This is a genomic window from Streptomyces coeruleofuscus (assembly GCF_039532725.1).
Lineage (GTDB): Bacteria > Actinomycetota > Actinomycetes > Streptomycetales > Streptomycetaceae > Streptomyces > Streptomyces coeruleofuscus.
This window is the reverse complement of record NZ_BAAASE010000004.1, coordinates 712189-726011: the sequence shown is the minus strand read 5'-3', so window position 1 is coordinate 726011 and position 13823 is coordinate 712189. Positions and strand designations below refer to the sequence as shown.

At 70.3% G+C, this 13823-nt stretch carries 15 protein-coding genes and 1 pseudogene; 7 read left to right on the top strand and 9 right to left on the bottom strand.

Annotated features, from left to right (window positions below; genetic code table 11):
* Positions 1 to 11: 11 nt before the first annotated feature.
* Complete coding sequence (locus ABFX81_RS18690) at positions 12 to 848, bottom strand: hypothetical protein (RefSeq protein WP_086841068.1); 837 nt, start codon at positions 846 to 848, stop codon at positions 12 to 14.
* A gap of 145 nt (positions 849 to 993) precedes the next feature.
* Here ABFX81_RS18690 and ABFX81_RS18685 point away from each other — a divergent pair, with 145 nt between their 5' ends.
* Both ABFX81_RS18685 and ABFX81_RS18680 read left to right on the top strand, forming a co-directional pair.
* Complete coding sequence (locus ABFX81_RS18685; RefSeq protein WP_086841050.1) at positions 994 to 1965, top strand: DUF4097 family beta strand repeat-containing protein; 972 nt, start codon at positions 994 to 996, stop codon at positions 1963 to 1965.
* 1 nt (position 1966) lies between these two features.
* A complete protein-coding gene (locus ABFX81_RS18680) occupies positions 1967 to 3022 on the top strand; it encodes a helix-turn-helix transcriptional regulator (RefSeq protein ID WP_086841048.1) in 1056 nt (351 codons plus the stop codon).
* 15 nt (positions 3023 to 3037) lie between these two features.
* Here the strand turns inward: ABFX81_RS18680 and ABFX81_RS18675 are convergent, their stop codons facing one another.
* The 4 genes from ABFX81_RS18675 to ABFX81_RS18660 all read right to left on the bottom strand — a co-directional run bounded on the left by ABFX81_RS18675 (position 3038) and on the right by ABFX81_RS18660 (position 6582).
* On the bottom strand, positions 3038 to 3604 hold the full coding sequence (locus ABFX81_RS18675) for a Clp protease N-terminal domain-containing protein (RefSeq protein ID WP_086841046.1): 567 nt from the start codon (positions 3602 to 3604) through the stop codon (positions 3038 to 3040).
* Positions 3604 to 3813 carry an HTH domain-containing protein gene (locus ABFX81_RS18670; protein ID WP_003992902.1) on the bottom strand — a complete coding sequence of 70 codons (210 nt, stop codon included), beginning with the start codon at positions 3811 to 3813 and terminating at the stop codon, positions 3604 to 3606. The genes ABFX81_RS18675 and ABFX81_RS18670 overlap by 1 nt, the downstream gene beginning before the upstream one ends.
* Positions 3814 to 3912: 99 nt before the next feature.
* The gene (locus ABFX81_RS18665; RefSeq protein ID WP_086841044.1) at positions 3913 to 4878 is read right to left on the bottom strand and encodes a zinc-binding dehydrogenase; all 966 of its coding nucleotides are present in this window, start codon (positions 4876 to 4878) and stop codon (positions 3913 to 3915) included.
* Positions 4879 to 5349: 471 nt separating this feature from the next.
* Positions 5350 to 6582, bottom strand: a complete 1233-nt coding sequence (locus ABFX81_RS18660; protein WP_086846692.1) for a malic enzyme-like NAD(P)-binding protein — start codon at positions 6580 to 6582, stop codon at positions 5350 to 5352.
* Positions 6583 to 7205: 623 nt separating this feature from the next.
* On the opposite strand from ABFX81_RS18660, the gene ABFX81_RS18655 reads away from it, so the two are divergent.
* The 3 genes from ABFX81_RS18655 to ABFX81_RS18645 are packed head-to-tail and all read left to right on the top strand — an operon-like array spanning position 7206 to position 9894.
* Complete coding sequence (locus ABFX81_RS18655) at positions 7206 to 8162, top strand: transporter substrate-binding domain-containing protein (RefSeq protein ID WP_086846690.1); 957 nt, start codon at positions 7206 to 7208, stop codon at positions 8160 to 8162.
* Between the two features lie 32 nt (positions 8163 to 8194).
* Positions 8195 to 9136, top strand: coding sequence for an ABC transporter permease subunit (locus ABFX81_RS18650; RefSeq protein WP_086846688.1), 942 nt, complete (start codon positions 8195 to 8197; stop codon positions 9134 to 9136).
* Positions 9133 to 9894 (top strand): ATP-binding cassette domain-containing protein, encoded by a 762-nt coding sequence (locus ABFX81_RS18645; RefSeq protein ID WP_086846686.1) that lies wholly within the window; start codon positions 9133 to 9135, stop codon positions 9892 to 9894. The genes ABFX81_RS18650 and ABFX81_RS18645 overlap by 4 nt, the downstream gene beginning before the upstream one ends.
* Before the next feature lie 55 nt (positions 9895 to 9949).
* Here the strand turns inward: ABFX81_RS18645 and ABFX81_RS18640 are convergent, their stop codons facing one another.
* A complete protein-coding gene (locus tag ABFX81_RS18640) occupies positions 9950 to 10720 on the bottom strand; it encodes a methyltransferase domain-containing protein (protein ID WP_086846684.1) in 771 nt (256 codons plus the stop codon).
* An 89-nt stretch (positions 10721 to 10809) separates the two neighbouring features.
* On the opposite strand from ABFX81_RS18640, the gene ABFX81_RS18635 reads away from it, so the two are divergent.
* Complete coding sequence (locus ABFX81_RS18635; protein ID WP_086846682.1) at positions 10810 to 11469, top strand: ABATE domain-containing protein; 660 nt, start codon at positions 10810 to 10812, stop codon at positions 11467 to 11469.
* Positions 11470 to 11534: 65 nt separating this feature from the next.
* Here the strand turns inward: ABFX81_RS18635 and sodX are convergent.
* Positions 11535 to 11708: pseudogene (gene sodX / locus ABFX81_RS18630) on the bottom strand (nickel-type superoxide dismutase maturation protease); the annotation flags it as partial.
* A gap of 222 nt (positions 11709 to 11930) precedes the next feature.
* Between sodX and sodN the strand changes: the two are divergent.
* Entirely contained in the window at positions 11931 to 12326 is a 396-nt protein-coding gene (gene sodN / locus ABFX81_RS18625; protein WP_086846677.1) for a superoxide dismutase, Ni, read from the top strand.
* 73 nt (positions 12327 to 12399) lie between these two features.
* On the opposite strand, the gene ABFX81_RS18620 is transcribed toward sodN, so the two are convergent.
* Positions 12400 to 12633 carry a hypothetical protein gene (locus ABFX81_RS18620; RefSeq protein WP_086846675.1) on the bottom strand — a complete coding sequence of 78 codons (234 nt, stop codon included), beginning with the start codon at positions 12631 to 12633 and terminating at the stop codon, positions 12400 to 12402.
* Between the two features lie 16 nt (positions 12634 to 12649).
* Positions 12650 to 13801 carry an inorganic phosphate transporter gene (locus ABFX81_RS18615; RefSeq protein ID WP_086846673.1) on the bottom strand — a complete coding sequence of 384 codons (1152 nt, stop codon included), beginning with the start codon at positions 13799 to 13801 and terminating at the stop codon, positions 12650 to 12652.
* Between the last annotated feature and the right edge of the window lie 22 nt (positions 13802 to 13823).

The window sequence follows — 13823 nt, the reverse complement described above, 5'->3', positions numbered from 1 at the left end:
CTCCCGGGCGGTCAGTCGCGCGGGTGCGTGACGGCGTACGCCAGGCCCAGTGCGCCATGAGCCAGGAGCAGCGCTCCGGCCGTGGCCCACCCCCAGCCGCCGCTGGGGCGCCGTAGCCCCCAGGCGATGAGCGGGACACCCGCCGCCATCTGGGCGAGGGCCAGGGCGCGGGCACTGGGGCCGCCGGTCCAGGGCATCCAGGGGCCGAGGCGGCTGTGGTCGACGGTGTCGCGTTCGGCGACCGCCTCGCGCCACCCCGGCCATTCGACCGGGAGGCTGTCCGGCTGGAGTGCTGCGGCTTCCCGGAGGCGGTCCGCGGGCTCGCCGGGAGCGAGTTCCGGGGGCAGTGAGACGCCCACGCGCGCGAGGACCGCCAGCAGGCCGCGCAGACGGGTGCGGGCGTCGGCCGCGGAGTCGGCCTTCGTCAGCTGGTCGAGGGTCTGGAGGTCCAGGACGGGGTCGAGGCCCACGCGCGCGGCGAAGGTGCGCATCGCCTCCTCCTCCCCCACCGGGACACCGCTCGCGAGCCAGACGAAGCCAACCGGGCGGCGGAAACCGGAAGCGAGCGTGAAGCCCGCGTGGTCGACGTCCCACCACAGGGCGAGAACGGGCCAGGGCGCGCCGACGGCGAGGGCCGTGGCCCAGCCGGTGACCACACGGTCGACGGGCTCGCCCGCGTCCCGCCAGGGCCCGCCCTCGGGGACGAGAACGCTCCATTCGTCGCCCGCCCGGGTGAGCTGCATCCGTTCCCGCAGCAGGTGGGCGACGGGGGCGACGGCCCCGGGCACCGCCCGGCACAACAGCAGCGCCCCGGGGGCTGGACCGGTGCGGTCGGCTTCCGTCGGCATGGTCACACGCTAGGGCGAATCAGACCTCTTTGAGTACTTTTGCGCGTCCTGAGGTCCCCGGAAGGGTGTCTTGACTTTCCTGGACCACGATATATCGTGATTCTCGGAAGACGCGATATGGCGCGTCGTGTCGGGAGGTCTGCCCATGTCCGAGTGGTCTGTCACGGAGCCGAGGAAACTCACCTTCGACGAGCCCGTGACCGAGCTTCACGTGCGTCTCGTCAACGGAACGGTGAACGTGGTGGGCACGGACGAAGGTTCCGCCCGCCTGGAGGTCTCCGAGATCGAGGGTCCGCCCCTGGTGGTGACCCAGCAGGACGGGACCCTCACGGTGGCCTACGAGGACCTGCCCTGGAAGGGCTTCCTCAAGTGGCTGGACCGCAAGGGCTGGCGCCGCAGCGCGGTGGTCTCCCTGGCCGTCCCGGCCTCCACCCGGGTGCAGGTGGGGGTGGTCGGCGCGGCAGCCGTGATCTCCGGGATGGAGGGACCGGCGGTGGTGAAGGGCGTCACGGGCGACACGGCCCTCGTGGCGCTTTCCGGCCCGGTCCGCGCCGACACGGTCTCCGGGAGCGTGGAGGCCCAGGACGTGACCGGCGACCTCCGGTTCAACTCCGTCTCGGGCGACCTCACGGTGGTCGAGGGTTCCGGCTCCTCCGTGCGGGCCGACTCGGTCAGCGGCTCCATGATCGTCGACCTCGACCCGGGCGGCCCGACGGACGTACGCCTGACCAGCGTCTCGGGCGAGATCGCGATCCGGCTGCCGGACCCGGCGGACGCGGAGGTCGAGGCCAACACGGCGAGCGGCGCGATCTCCAACGCCTTCGGCGATCTGCGGGTGCACGGCCAGTGGGGCGCCCACAAGATCACGGGCCGTCTGGGCGCGGGCAACGGCAAGCTGCGAGCCACCACGGTCTCCGGCTCGATCGCCCTGCTGCGCCGCCCCTCCAGGGAGGACGAGCCCGACGAACCGTGGGACACCCGGCCGGGCACCGGCAGCTCGCCGGCCGACCCGCAGGACGACCCGCCGGCCCGGTCGGGAGACAATTCCGTCTCCGACCGGGGCGCCGCCGACGCCGGTGTCCCGGCCGACGGCACGACCGACAAGAAGGTGCTCTGACATGCCCCCCGTCTTCGCCCACGGCCGCCTCCGCCTCTACCTGCTGAAGCTGCTGGACGAGGCCCCCCGTCACGGCTACGAGGTGATCCGCCTCCTCGAAGAGCGCTTCCAGGGGCTGTACGCACCGTCGGCGGGCACGGTCTACCCGCGCCTGGCCAAGCTGGAGGCCGAGGGCCTGGTCACCCACACCACGGAGGGCGGCCGCAAGGTGTACTCGATCACGGACGCGGGCCGCGCCGAACTGGCCGACCGCAGCGGCGAACTGGCCGACCTGGAGCTGGAGATCCGGGAGTCGGTAGCGGAACTGGCTGCGGAGATCCGCGCCGACGTGCGCGGGGCCGCCGGCGACCTGCGCCGCGAGGTGCGCGCCGCGGCGAGCGAGGCCCGCCGGGAGACCGGCACCAAGCCCCGTGGCGCGGAGGACGCCCCCTTCGGGGACTTCGGGCAGTACGGCGACAAGGAAGCCTGGCGCGTCGCCAAGGAGGAGATGCGGCGCGCCAGGCAGGAGTGGAAGGAGCAGGCCCGCCGCGCCAAGGACGAGAGCCGCCGCGCCCGTGAGGACGCCCTGCGCGCCCGCCGCCAGGCCAAGGAGGCCCAGGAACAGGCCCGCGCCCAGGCCCAGGAGCAGGTGCAGCGCATCGCCCGCCGGGTTCAGGAGCAGGTCCAGGACCACTTCGCCCGCGGCGACTGGCCCACGGGACTGCGTGAGGGCCTGAGCGAACTGGCCAAGGAGGTCGGCGAGTTCGGCAAGGACTACGGCAAGGACTTCGGCTTCGACTGGACCGGCACCGGCAAGCCGGCCTCGCAGCCGACGCCCTCACAGACCCCCGAGGACTTCCCGGCCGGCTACGAACCAACCTGGGCCCATGAGGACGCCGCGGACTCCACCGGCGACCCCGCCCGCGACCTGGACCGCCTGCTCGACCGATTCCGGGACGACATCCGCGACGCGGCCCGGGACCACGGCGTCACGCCCGACCAACTGCGCGACGCCCGCCGCCACCTGTCGACGGCGGCGGCCCACATAGGAGCACTGCTGCGCACCCCGAAGAAGTAGACGTCCGGGCACCCGTCACCCGGCCTTGGCCTCGCCGCCCCCGTACAGCACCCGTACCAGGGACTCGTACGTCACCCCGTGGTCGGCGAGGACCTCGGCCGGCACGCCTGGGCGCATGGTCAGGGCCAGCAGGATGTGCTCGTCGCCGATGTGCCGGTCCCGCTGGGCGAGGGCGGCCCGCAAGGAGCGCTCCAGGACGTCCTTGGCGCCGCGCCCGAAGGAGGCCCGCCCCGACCACCACCCCTTGTCCTTCCGGTCACCGGCCATGGCACCGACGCCGTGCACCTCCTCCACCCGGGCGACGATCTCCTCCACATCGATCCCGAGCCCGGCGAGCGCGTCGGCCTCGGCCTGCGACAGTCCGGCCCGCCGCCGGGCCGCGCCCAGCGCCTCCCGCACGGACTCCCTCCGCTCAGCGAGCCCGAGAGCGGCGAGCGCGAACGAGCCACGGCTGCCCTCCCGGTCGAGCAACGCGAGCAGCAGATGCTCCGGCTCCACGACCTGCCCGCCACCACCGCCCTCCACATACTCGAACGCGCCCTTGACCACGCTCCGGGCGTCCTTCGTGAACCGCTCGAACATCAATGCCTCCCGTACTTCTTGTGCACGGCCTGCCTGCTCACACCGAGTTCGGTGGCGATCTCCTGCCACGACCAGCCCTGGTTGCGCGCGTTGCGCACCTGTACGGCTTCCAGCTGCTCCAGCAGCCTGCGCAGGGCGGCGACGGCCCGCAGGCCGACCCGTGGATCACGGTCGCCCGCACGCTCGGCCAGATCGGTTGCTTCGGTCATGACGTCAACCTACGTTGACACCCCACCTTCGTCAACCCCAGTTGACACACCAAACGGCCGGCCCGAACCCGGACCGGCCGTCAGCACATGCAGGGGTGACTACGGGTTGGTGAGCACGACCTTCCCGAACTGCTCACCGGACGCCAGCCGTTCGAAGCCCTCCCGCGCGCGGCCCATCGGCAGCACCTCGTCGATGACCGGCCGCACACCGGTGGCGGCACAGAACGCGAGCAGGTCCTCCAGCTCGTCCTTGGTGCCCATCGTGGATCCGACGACCTTGAGCTCCAGGAAGAAGATCCGGGTCAGTTCGGCATGCGAGGGCCGGTCACCACTGGTGGCACCGGAGATCACCAGTGTGCCGCCGGGCTTCAGCGACTTCACGGAGTGCGACCAGGTGGCGGCCCCGACGGTCTCGATCACGGCGTCGACCCGCTGCGGCAGCCGCGCCCCCGACTCCAGGGCCTCCACGGCCCCCAGCTCCACTGCCCGCTTCCGCTTGGCCTCGTCCCGGCTCGTGGCGAAGACCCGGAGCCCGGCGGCCTTCCCCAGCACGATGGCGGCCGTGGCGACACCGCCCCCCGCGCCCTGCACGAGCACCGAGTCGCCGGGCCGGACGCCCGCGTTGGTGAACAGCATCCGGTACGCGGTCAGCCACGCCGTCGGCAGACAGGCGGCCTCCTCGAAGGAGAGCTCCTTGGGCTTGGGCAGGAGGTTCCAGGTCGGCACGGCGACCTGCTCGGCGAAGGTGCCCTGGTAGCGCTCGGTGAGGATGGAACGGGGTTCCTTCGGGCCGACCCCGTGCCCGCTCTGTCCGATCACGGAGTGCAGGACGACCTCGTTGCCGTCCTCGTCGACGCCGGCGGCGTCACAGCCGAGGATCATCGGCAGTTTGTCCTCTGCGAGGCCGACGCCGCGCAGGGACCACAGGTCGTGATGGTTGAGGGAGGCGGCCTTGACCGTGACGGTGCTCCAGCCGGGGCGGGTCTCGGGAGCCGGACGCTCTCCCAACTCCAGGCCGGTCAGTGGCTGGTCGCGGTCGATTCGGGCGGCGTAGACAGCGAACATGACCTTGACGATAGGTTCCCGAACGCACCCGGGGAACCACCGGCCCGTGTGAGACACACCCTCTTGCCACGCGCTCGGCGTCGGTGCCACTGCCGGGTGGGTCCGCAGCCCGGCGGAACGGGGTGCCGCTTCTTGGTGAGGGGCGTCGCCCCAAGCGGCACGACTGCCCGCAGCCAGGGCGGACCCGCACCCGCGCACGCACGGAAGGGGACGTGTCGGGGGGTGTCCGCCCGCAGCGGTTGGCGCCTCAACGGACAGTCAGCCGGCGTCCGACCCCATCGCGCCGTTCCGAGGACGAGCCCCCCCGACACGGCCCCAGCCCACCGCACCCCGGTAGGCGCTACGCGCACCCCCGCCGAAGCAGCCACAGGCCGCCGCAGGCACGCGCACGCCACCCGGACAGCCGCACCCGGAGGCAAAAAAAGTGACCCCACCCACCAGGGCAGGGCCACCTCACCACACAGGCGAACGTCAGCGCCGAGCCACACCCTCGGCCCGCGCAGCCGCCGCCACCGCGGCCGTCACGGCCGGCGCGACCCGCTCGTCGAACGGCGACGGGATGACGTAGTCGGCCGCGAGGTCGTCCCCGACCACGCCCGCCAGCGCCTCCGCGGCGGCCAGCTTCATCCCCTCCGTGATCCGCGACGCCCGCACCTGAAGCGCACCCGCGAAGATCCCCGGGAAGGCCAGCACGTTGTTGATCTGGTTCGGGAAGTCCGACCGCCCGGTAGCCACCACGGCCGCGTACTTGTGCGCGACCTCGGGATGCACCTCAGGATTCGGGTTCGCCATGGCGAAGACGAACGCCCCCTCGGCCATCGACGCGACCGCGTCCTCCGGCACCGTCCCACCGGACACCCCGATGAACACATCGGCCCCGGCCAGCGCCGCCTCCAGCGAACCGCTGATGCCCGCCTTGTTCGTGAACCCGGCCAGCTCCCGCTTCACCGGCGTCAGATCGTCCCGGTCCGCCGACACGACACCCTTGCGGTCGGCCACCGCGACATCCCCGATCCCGGCCTCGACCAGCATCTTCGCGATGGCGACACCCGCCGCACCGGCGCCGGAGATGACGGCCCGCAGCTCTCCCAGCGCCCGCTTGCTCAGCCGCGCGGCGTTCCGCAGGGCCGCCAGCGTCACGACCGCCGTACCGTGCTGGTCGTCGTGGAAGACGGGAATGTCGAGCCGCTCCTGGAGCTTCCGCTCGATCTCGAAGCACCGCGGCGCCGAGATGTCCTCCAGGTTGACCCCGCCGAACGACGGCGCGAGGCGCACCACCGTCTCGACGATCTCGTCGACGTCCGTGCAGTTCAGCGCGATCGGAACCGCGTCCACGCCGCCGAACTGCTTGAAAAGAATCGCCTTGCCCTCCATCACCGGGAGGGAGGCCTCGGGCCCGATGTCACCGAGCCCCAGCACGGCCGTACCGTCCGTCACGACGGCCACGACCGACGACTTCCACGTGTAATCGTGGACGAGCTCCGGCTGCTCCGCGATCGCGCTGCACACCTTCGCGACCCCGGGCGTGTACGCCAGGGACAGGTCGTCCTTGTCACGGACCGGCACCGTGGCCTGCACGGCCATCTTGCCGCCGCGGTGGAGCGCGAACGCCGGATCGAAGGAGTCGAGGGGCTCCGCACCGCCCTCGTGACCCGTATGGTCCGCCGTGCTCTCGCTGCGAGGATTGACGATCTCCGCTGCCACTTCGTTTTACCCCTTAAATCTTCATTGGCTTGAGGGTGGCCACTCCTGGTGAGGCGTGGGCGGGACCGCGTACGGCCGTGGTCATGCTGTGTACGTGATACGTACGGGCGCATACGCGACGGGCGCGCCGCACACGCGCCCTGAGCCCCGGATGAGGGGTGTAAAGACCCTTCTTACCGGACGGACGGCGCCGACGACGAGTCCATAACGCGAAGGTCACACACGGACGCCCGACTCTTCGTCCAATATCGTGACAAGGCCTGGACAATCCCCCGACAACCGGTCAACTATCGGCGAATCCTTCGGGCCCCGTATCGGATTCCCGGGACAAACCGAAGATCTTCCGGCCGGAAGGAGCGATTCCCGCAGAAGGTCCGGTCGTGATGTACCGGAGTGGTGCGGTTCGGGGGTCGCCCGTTATCCGATTTTGACATGGCTGGCCCCCAGAATGGCGCCGTCCGAATGGCAAGATGCCGTAATCACACGAGGTCGCGACACTCGAAGACGTGTGTTCTCGTCGACCCACGGAACTGCCGGCACCGTCGGCAGTCCACGGCACTGCCGAACCCATCGGCAGCGCCCGCCCCATCGGCAACTCCACCCATCCGCCGGAGGAACCCACCATGACCGCAAGCTCCACCCGTCGTACGACCGCCGCGCAGTCCCGGCTAGCAGCGGTCGGTGCGATCGCGGTCGCAGGCGCGCTGATGCTCACCGGATGCGGTGACCAGACCAAGGACAACGGCTCGGACAACCAGACCGCGACGGCGTCGGCCCCGCTCGCCGACAAGCTGCCGCAGGCGATCCGGGACAAGGGCATCATCAAGGTCGGTTCCGACATCGCCTACGCCCCGGTCGAGTTCAAGGACAACGCGGGCAAGACGGTCGGTATCGACCCGGACCTCGCCGCCGCCATGGGCAAGCAGCTCGGAGTCGACTTCCAGTTCGAGAACGGCACCTTCGACACGCTGATCACCGGTCTGCGCTCCAAGCGGTACGACATCGCCATGTCCGCGATGACCGACACCAAGGACCGCCAGGAGGGCATCGACTCCGACACCGGCAAGAAGGTCGGTGAGGGCGTCGACTTCGTCGACTACTTCACCGCCGGTGTCTCGATCTACACCAAGAAGGGCGACGACCAGGGCATCAAGACCTGGTCCGACCTGTGCGGCAAGAAGATCGTCCTGCAGCGCGGCACGGTCTCCGAGGACCTCGCCAAGGCCGAGTCGAAGAAGTGCCCGGCCGGCAAGAAGATCGCCATCGAGCCCTTCGACAACGACCAGCAGGCCCAGACCCGTCTGCGCGCGGGTGGCGCCGACGCCGGCTCGTCCGACTTCCCGGTCGCCGCGTACGCCGTGAAGACCTCTGGTGGCGGCAAGGACTTCCAGCTGGTCGGCGAGCAGGTCGAGGCCGCTCCGTACGGCATCGCGGTCGCCAAGAACCAGACGCAGCTGCGGGACGCCCTCAAGGCCGCGCTGGACGCCGTCATCGCCAACGGCGAGTACGAGAAGATCATGAAGAAGTGGGGCGTCACGGACGGCGCCATCAAGGAAGCCACCATCAACGGCGGCAAGTGACCGCGACGCAGCGGCACTGAAAGGCAACACCCGTGACTGTTGACATCGACAAGACGACGGGCGACACGCCCCCGGCCGGGCCGGAGGCCATCAAGGCCATCCCGGTCCGGCACTACGGGCGGTACATCTCCGCCGTCGTCGCCATCGCCCTGCTGGTCGGGGTCGTCTACGCGTTCTCCCAGGGCAAGATCAACTGGGGCGCGATCCCGGACTACTTCTTCGACGACCGCATCCTGGACGGCGTGGGCAAAACGCTCCTGCTGACCGTGCTGTCCATGGTGATCGGCATCGTCGGCGGCGTCATGCTCGCCGTGATGCGCCTGTCGAAGAACCCGGTGACCTCGTCGATCGCGTGGTTCTACATCTGGTTCTTCCGCGGCACCCCGGTCCTGGTGCAGCTCATCGTCTGGTTCAACCTGGGCCTGGTCTTCGAGTACATCAACCTCGGGCCGTTCTACAAGGACGAGTGGTCGGACTTCATGACCCCGTTCCTGACGGCGCTGCTGGGCCTCGGCCTCAACGAGGCCGCCTACATGGCGGAGATCTGCCGGGCCGGTCTGCTCTCCGTCGACGAGGGCCAGACCGAGGCGTCGCACGCGCTCGGCATGAGCCACGCCAGGACGCTGCGCCGGATCGTCATCCCGCAGGCGATGCGCGTGATCGTGCCGCCGACGGGCAACGAGGTCATCAACATGCTGAAGACGACCTCGCTGGTCTCGGTCGTCCAGTATCCCGAGCTGCTCCGCGCCGCCCAGGACATCGGCCAGACCTCCGGCGCCCCCGCCGAGATGCTGTTCCTGGCGGCGGCCTGGTACCTGCTGCTCACCTCGGTCTTCAGCATCGGCCAGTACTACCTGGAGCGGCACTACGCGCGTGGTTCGAGCCGGTCGCTCCCGGCCACGCCGTTCCAGAAGATCAAGGCGAACGTGCTGTCCCTGTCCAGCCGCTCGAAGCCGACGGGAGGCACCGCATGACCCCCATGGTGAAGGCCGAAGGCGTCCACAAGAGCTTCGGCCCCGTCGAAGTCCTCAAGGGCATCGACCTGGAGGTGAAGTCCGGCGAGGTGTTCTGCCTCATCGGCCCCTCCGGCTCCGGCAAGTCGACCTTCCTCCGGTGCATCAACCACCTGGAGAAGATCAACGCCGGCCGCCTGTCGGTGGACGGGGAGCTGGTCGGTTACCGCCAGAAGGGCGACAAGCTCTACGAGCTGAAGGACAGCGAGGTCGCCCGCAAGCGCCGGGACATCGGCATGGTCTTCCAGCGCTTCAACCTCTTCCCGCACATGACGGCCGTGGAGAACGTCATGGAGGCGCCGGTCCAGGTCAAGGGCGTGAGCAGGGGCCAGGCCCGGCAGCGTGCCCTGGAGCTCCTGGACCGGGTGGGTCTGGCCGACAAGGCGGGCAGCTACCCCATGCAGCTCTCCGGCGGCCAGCAGCAGCGCGTCGCCATCGCCCGGGCCCTCGCCATGGACCCGAAGCTGATGCTGTTCGACGAGCCGACGTCGGCGCTCGACCCGGAGCTGGTCGGTGACGTCCTGGACGTCATGCGCGACCTCGCCGAGTCCGGTATGACGATGATCGTCGTGACCCACGAGATGGGCTTCGCCCGCGAGGTGGGCGACAGCCTGGTCTTCATGGACGGCGGTGTGGTGGTCGAATCCGGTCACCCGCGTGAGGTGCTGACGAACCCGCAGCACGAGCGGACGAAGTCGTTCCTGTCCAAGGTGCTCTGACCGCGCACACGGCGAGGGGGCGGTACGGGAACTCCGTACCGCCCCCTTCCGCGTGCTACTTCAGGGCGAGCAGCAGGGTGTCCGAGGGCGAGCACCACACCGGCCTGGCCTCCGCGAAGCCCTTCTCGCGCAGCACGCGCGCGTGCCACGCCGCCGACGGCATGTCGCCGTCCGCGTGCTCGCCGTAGATCTCGTAGCGCCGGGCCGTGGGCTCCGCGAGGACCGGGTCCTTGGCGGCGAGCTGCCACCACTGCGACCAGTCGAGGACGCCGTCCCGCTCGGCCTGTTCCATGCGGGCGTGCCGCTGCGCCCGCTCGGCGGCGTTGATCCGGGGCGTCGTCTCGTCGATCATGTGGTCCGCGTTCATGAAGACACCGCCGTCGCGGACCACTCCCGCGACCTGGCCGTAGAGGTCCGCGAGGGGATCCCGGTGCAGCCAGTGCAGGGCCGTCGCGGTCAGGACGGCGTCGTACGAGTCGTACGGCAGCTTCGCCGGCCATTCGGGGTCCTTGAGGTCGGCGGTGACGAGGCTGACCCGCTCGTCGCCCGCGAAGGTGCCCTCGGCGATGGTCAGGAGCGCCGGGTCGAGGTCGACGCCGGTGCTGGTGGCCTCCGGGAACCGGGCGAGCAGCCGGGCGGTGATGCTCCCCGTGCCGCAGGCGAGATCGAGCACGCGCGGGGCGGTGCCCACGAGGGCCTCGACCATGTCGAGCATGATCCGGAACCGTTCCTCGCGGTCGGGCAGGTACCACTCCTGCTGCCGGTCCCAGCTCCTCTGCCAGGCCTGCCAGTCGGCGGTGGTCGTGGTGGTGTCCGCGTCCGTCATCGAGCCCCTCCCTCGTAATACCCTGGAAGCACCATCAGCTGTTACGAGTGCGCGCTCATGACCATAAAGCCCCTCCGTAAGGACTACAAGTGGAACTGGCCTATTACTCGGACTATGCGGTGCGCCTCGTCAACACCGAGGAGCCGGCCCGGGGCAAGGACTCCCTGACGTCGGTCGAGGCGGTCCGCGAGCTGTTCGGCATCAACCAGTCGGCGGCCCGCCGCGCCACCGACGCGGACGTCACCCGCTTCCGCTCGGTCCGGGCCCGGCTGCGCGCGGTCTTCGAGGCGGCCGACAAGGGCGACGAGACGCTCGCCGTGGACCTGCTGAACTCACTGCTGCTGGAGTTCCCGGTGAGCCCGCAGATCTCCGGGCACGACTTCCGCGATGACGACGGCCGTCCCCTCTGGCACATGCACCTGGCGGACCACCCGTCCAACGCGACCGCGGGCTATGCGGCGATCGCGGCGATGGGGCTGGCGTTCCACCTGACCGAGTACGGCGTGGACCGGCTCGGCCTGTGCGAGGCCGCGCCCTGCCGCAACGCCTACCTGGACACCTCCACCAACCGCTCCCGGCGCTACTGCTCCGACCGCTGCGCGACCCGCGCCAACGTGGCGGCCTACCGCGCCCGCAAACGCCTCGAAGCCGCCCGGCCCGGCCTGCCCGAGAGGACGGGCCTGGCGGCCGACAGCGCCCAGCCGAGCAGCGCCCAGGGCGAACGCCGGCCGGGCTTGAGCGGCCGGTAGCGGAACCGGACCCGGCCCAGCACCAGCTCGTCCGGTACGACGCCGTAGTCGGTGCTGTCGCCGCCGGCGTAGGTGTTGTCCCCGAGCACCCACCAGCCGTTCTCGCGCCGCTCGGCGACCCGCTTGACGACCAGCAGGTCCTGCTGGAAGGGGTGCCGCAGCACGACGACGTCACCGGGCTTGACCCGGGTCCCGTAGTGCACCAGGAGCCGGTCCCCGTGGTAGAGCGTGGGCACCATGGACGGACCGGTCACCTCGGCCACCCCGAAGGGCGCGGCCGACCTCCCCCGCTCGGACTCCTGCGACAGCTCGGGCATCACCCGGCACCTCCCGGTTCTTCGTCCACCAGTCTCAGTCTCACCCCGGACTTTTGTCCTAAGCCCAAGGGGGCACCCGCGAAAAGCCGTCCCTCACGGAGTAATGTCCCCTGTGAGAAGACGATCACGAGGAAGGAATGCTCCATGCTTTCCCGCCTGTTTGCCCCCAAGGTCAAGGTCAGCGCACACTGTGACCTTCCCTGCGGTGTGTACGACCCTGCCCAGGCCCGCATCGAGGCGGAGTCGGTGAAGGCCATCCAGGAGAAGATGGCCGCCAACGACGACCCGCACTTCCAGGCGCGTGCCACCACCATCAAGGAGCAGCGCGCGGAGCTCGCGAAGCACCACGTGTCCGTGCTGTGGAGCGACTACTTCAAGCCGCCGCACTTCGAGAAGTACCCCGAGCTGCACCAGCTGGTCAACGACACCCTCAAGGCCCTTTCGGCCGCCAAGGGTTCGACCGACCCGGCGACCGGCCAGAAGGCGCTGGACTACATCGCCCAGATCGACAAGATCTTCTGGGAGACCAAGAAGGCCTGAAGTCACGGGCAGACGAAGGGGCCCGGCCGGGAGAACCGGCCGGGCCCCTTCGTCATGGGCGCGGTCGCCGCCGTCAGTGGAACTGCGGGACGATCAGGAAGGCCCCGTACGCCACCACGGCCGCGCAGGCCAGGAAGCACAGCGCCGCCTGGGTGAGGCCGACGGCGGAGGTGCGGCCCTGCTGGTCGCGGGCGCCCTCCAGTCGGGCGAGGCCGAGGACGCCGAGGGCGAAGACGACGACCACGGCGACGGTGACGCCTGTGCTCACCACGGCGACCTGGCCGAGTGCGGTCCAGTCCAGTTGCATGCCGACTCCCCGTCGTTCAGGCGGCCGTGCCGACCTTGGCGGGCGGCTCGGTGCGGATGGTGACCCCGTGTGCGTCGTTGACGTTGTGCGCGTGGACCGGGTTGCGGCGGGAGACGAGCACGATGACCGCGGCGAGGGCCGCGCCGACCAGGGCGACGACCGCCGTACCGAGGTCGCCGCTCTGAACCACGCTCGCGGCCAGGCCGCCGACCAGTGCTGCGGCGGGCAGCGTGACCAGCCACGCGACCGCCATGCGGCCCGCGACGCCCCAGCGGACCTCCGCGAGCCTGCGGCCGAGCCCCGCACCGAGGATGCTGCCCGAGGCGACCTGAGTGGTGGACAGGGCGAAGCCGAGGTGCGCGGAGGTCAGGATGACGGTGGTGGAGGCGGTCTCGGCGGCGAAGCCCTGCGGCGACTGGATCTCGGTGAGGCCCTTGCCCATGGTGCGGATGATGCGCCAGCCGCCGAGATACGTCCCGAGGCCGATGGCCAGGCCCGCGGACGCGATCACCCACAGGGGCGGTCCGGCGTCGTGGCCGAGCGCGCCGGCCGAGATCAGGGTGAGGGTGATGACGCCCATGGTCTTCTGCGCGTCGTTCGTGCCGTGGGCGAGGGAGACCAGCGAGGCCGAGGCGATCTGGCCGACCCGGAAGCCCTTGGTCACGGACTCTTTGCGGGCGCGGTCGGTGAGCCGGTAGGCGAGGTAGGTGGCCAGCAGCGCGGCGACACCCGCCACGACGGGCGAGACCACCGCCGGCACCAGCACCTTCTCGACGACCTTGTCGAAGTTGACGCCATGGCTGCCCGCCCCGACCCACACGGCCCCGATCAGCCCGCCGAACAGGGCGTGCGAGGAACTCGACGGCAGGCCGACCAGCCAGGTCAGCAGGTTCCACAGGATCGCCCCGACCAGACCCGCGAAGATCATCCCCGGGGTGACGAGGGTGTCGTCCACGATGCCGCCCGAGATGGTCTTGGCGACCTCGGTGGACAGAAAGGCACCGACCACGTTGAGGACACCGCTGATCAGGACCGCCGTACGGGGAGCGAGTGCGCCGGTGGCGATGGACGTGGCCATCGCGTTCGCCGTGTCGTGAAATCCGTTGGTGAAGTCGAAGGCGAGCGCCGTCACGATGACGACCGCCACGAGGAACGTGATGTGGTCCATTCCTGAATGCAAACAAGTGCGG

Bases quoted from the DNA above. Each gene is read 5' to 3' on its own strand.
- ABFX81_RS18690 (WP_086841068.1), bottom strand. From the start codon at position 848: ATGCCGACGGAAGCCGACCGCACCGGTCCAGCCCCCGGGGCGCTGCTG.
- ABFX81_RS18685 (WP_086841050.1), top strand. From the start codon at position 994: ATGTCCGAGTGGTCTGTCACGGAGCCGAGGAAACTCACCTTCGACGAG.
- ABFX81_RS18680 (WP_086841048.1), top strand. From the start codon at position 1,967: ATGCCCCCCGTCTTCGCCCACGGCCGCCTCCGCCTCTACCTGCTGAAG.
- ABFX81_RS18675 (WP_086841046.1), bottom strand. From the start codon at position 3,604: ATGTTCGAGCGGTTCACGAAGGACGCCCGGAGCGTGGTCAAGGGCGCG.
- ABFX81_RS18670 (WP_003992902.1), bottom strand. From the start codon at position 3,813: ATGACCGAAGCAACCGATCTGGCCGAGCGTGCGGGCGACCGTGATCCA.
- ABFX81_RS18665 (WP_086841044.1), bottom strand. From the start codon at position 4,878: ATGTTCGCTGTCTACGCCGCCCGAATCGACCGCGACCAGCCACTGACC.
- ABFX81_RS18655 (WP_086846690.1), top strand. From the start codon at position 7,206: ATGACCGCAAGCTCCACCCGTCGTACGACCGCCGCGCAGTCCCGGCTA.
- ABFX81_RS18645 (WP_086846686.1), top strand. From the start codon at position 9,133: ATGACCCCCATGGTGAAGGCCGAAGGCGTCCACAAGAGCTTCGGCCCC.
- ABFX81_RS18640 (WP_086846684.1), bottom strand. From the start codon at position 10,720: ATGACGGACGCGGACACCACCACGACCACCGCCGACTGGCAGGCCTGG.
- sodN (WP_086846677.1), top strand. From the start codon at position 11,931: ATGCTTTCCCGCCTGTTTGCCCCCAAGGTCAAGGTCAGCGCACACTGT.
- ABFX81_RS18620 (WP_086846675.1), bottom strand. From the start codon at position 12,633: ATGCAACTGGACTGGACCGCACTCGGCCAGGTCGCCGTGGTGAGCACA.
- ABFX81_RS18615 (WP_086846673.1), bottom strand. From the start codon at position 13,801: ATGGACCACATCACGTTCCTCGTGGCGGTCGTCATCGTGACGGCGCTC.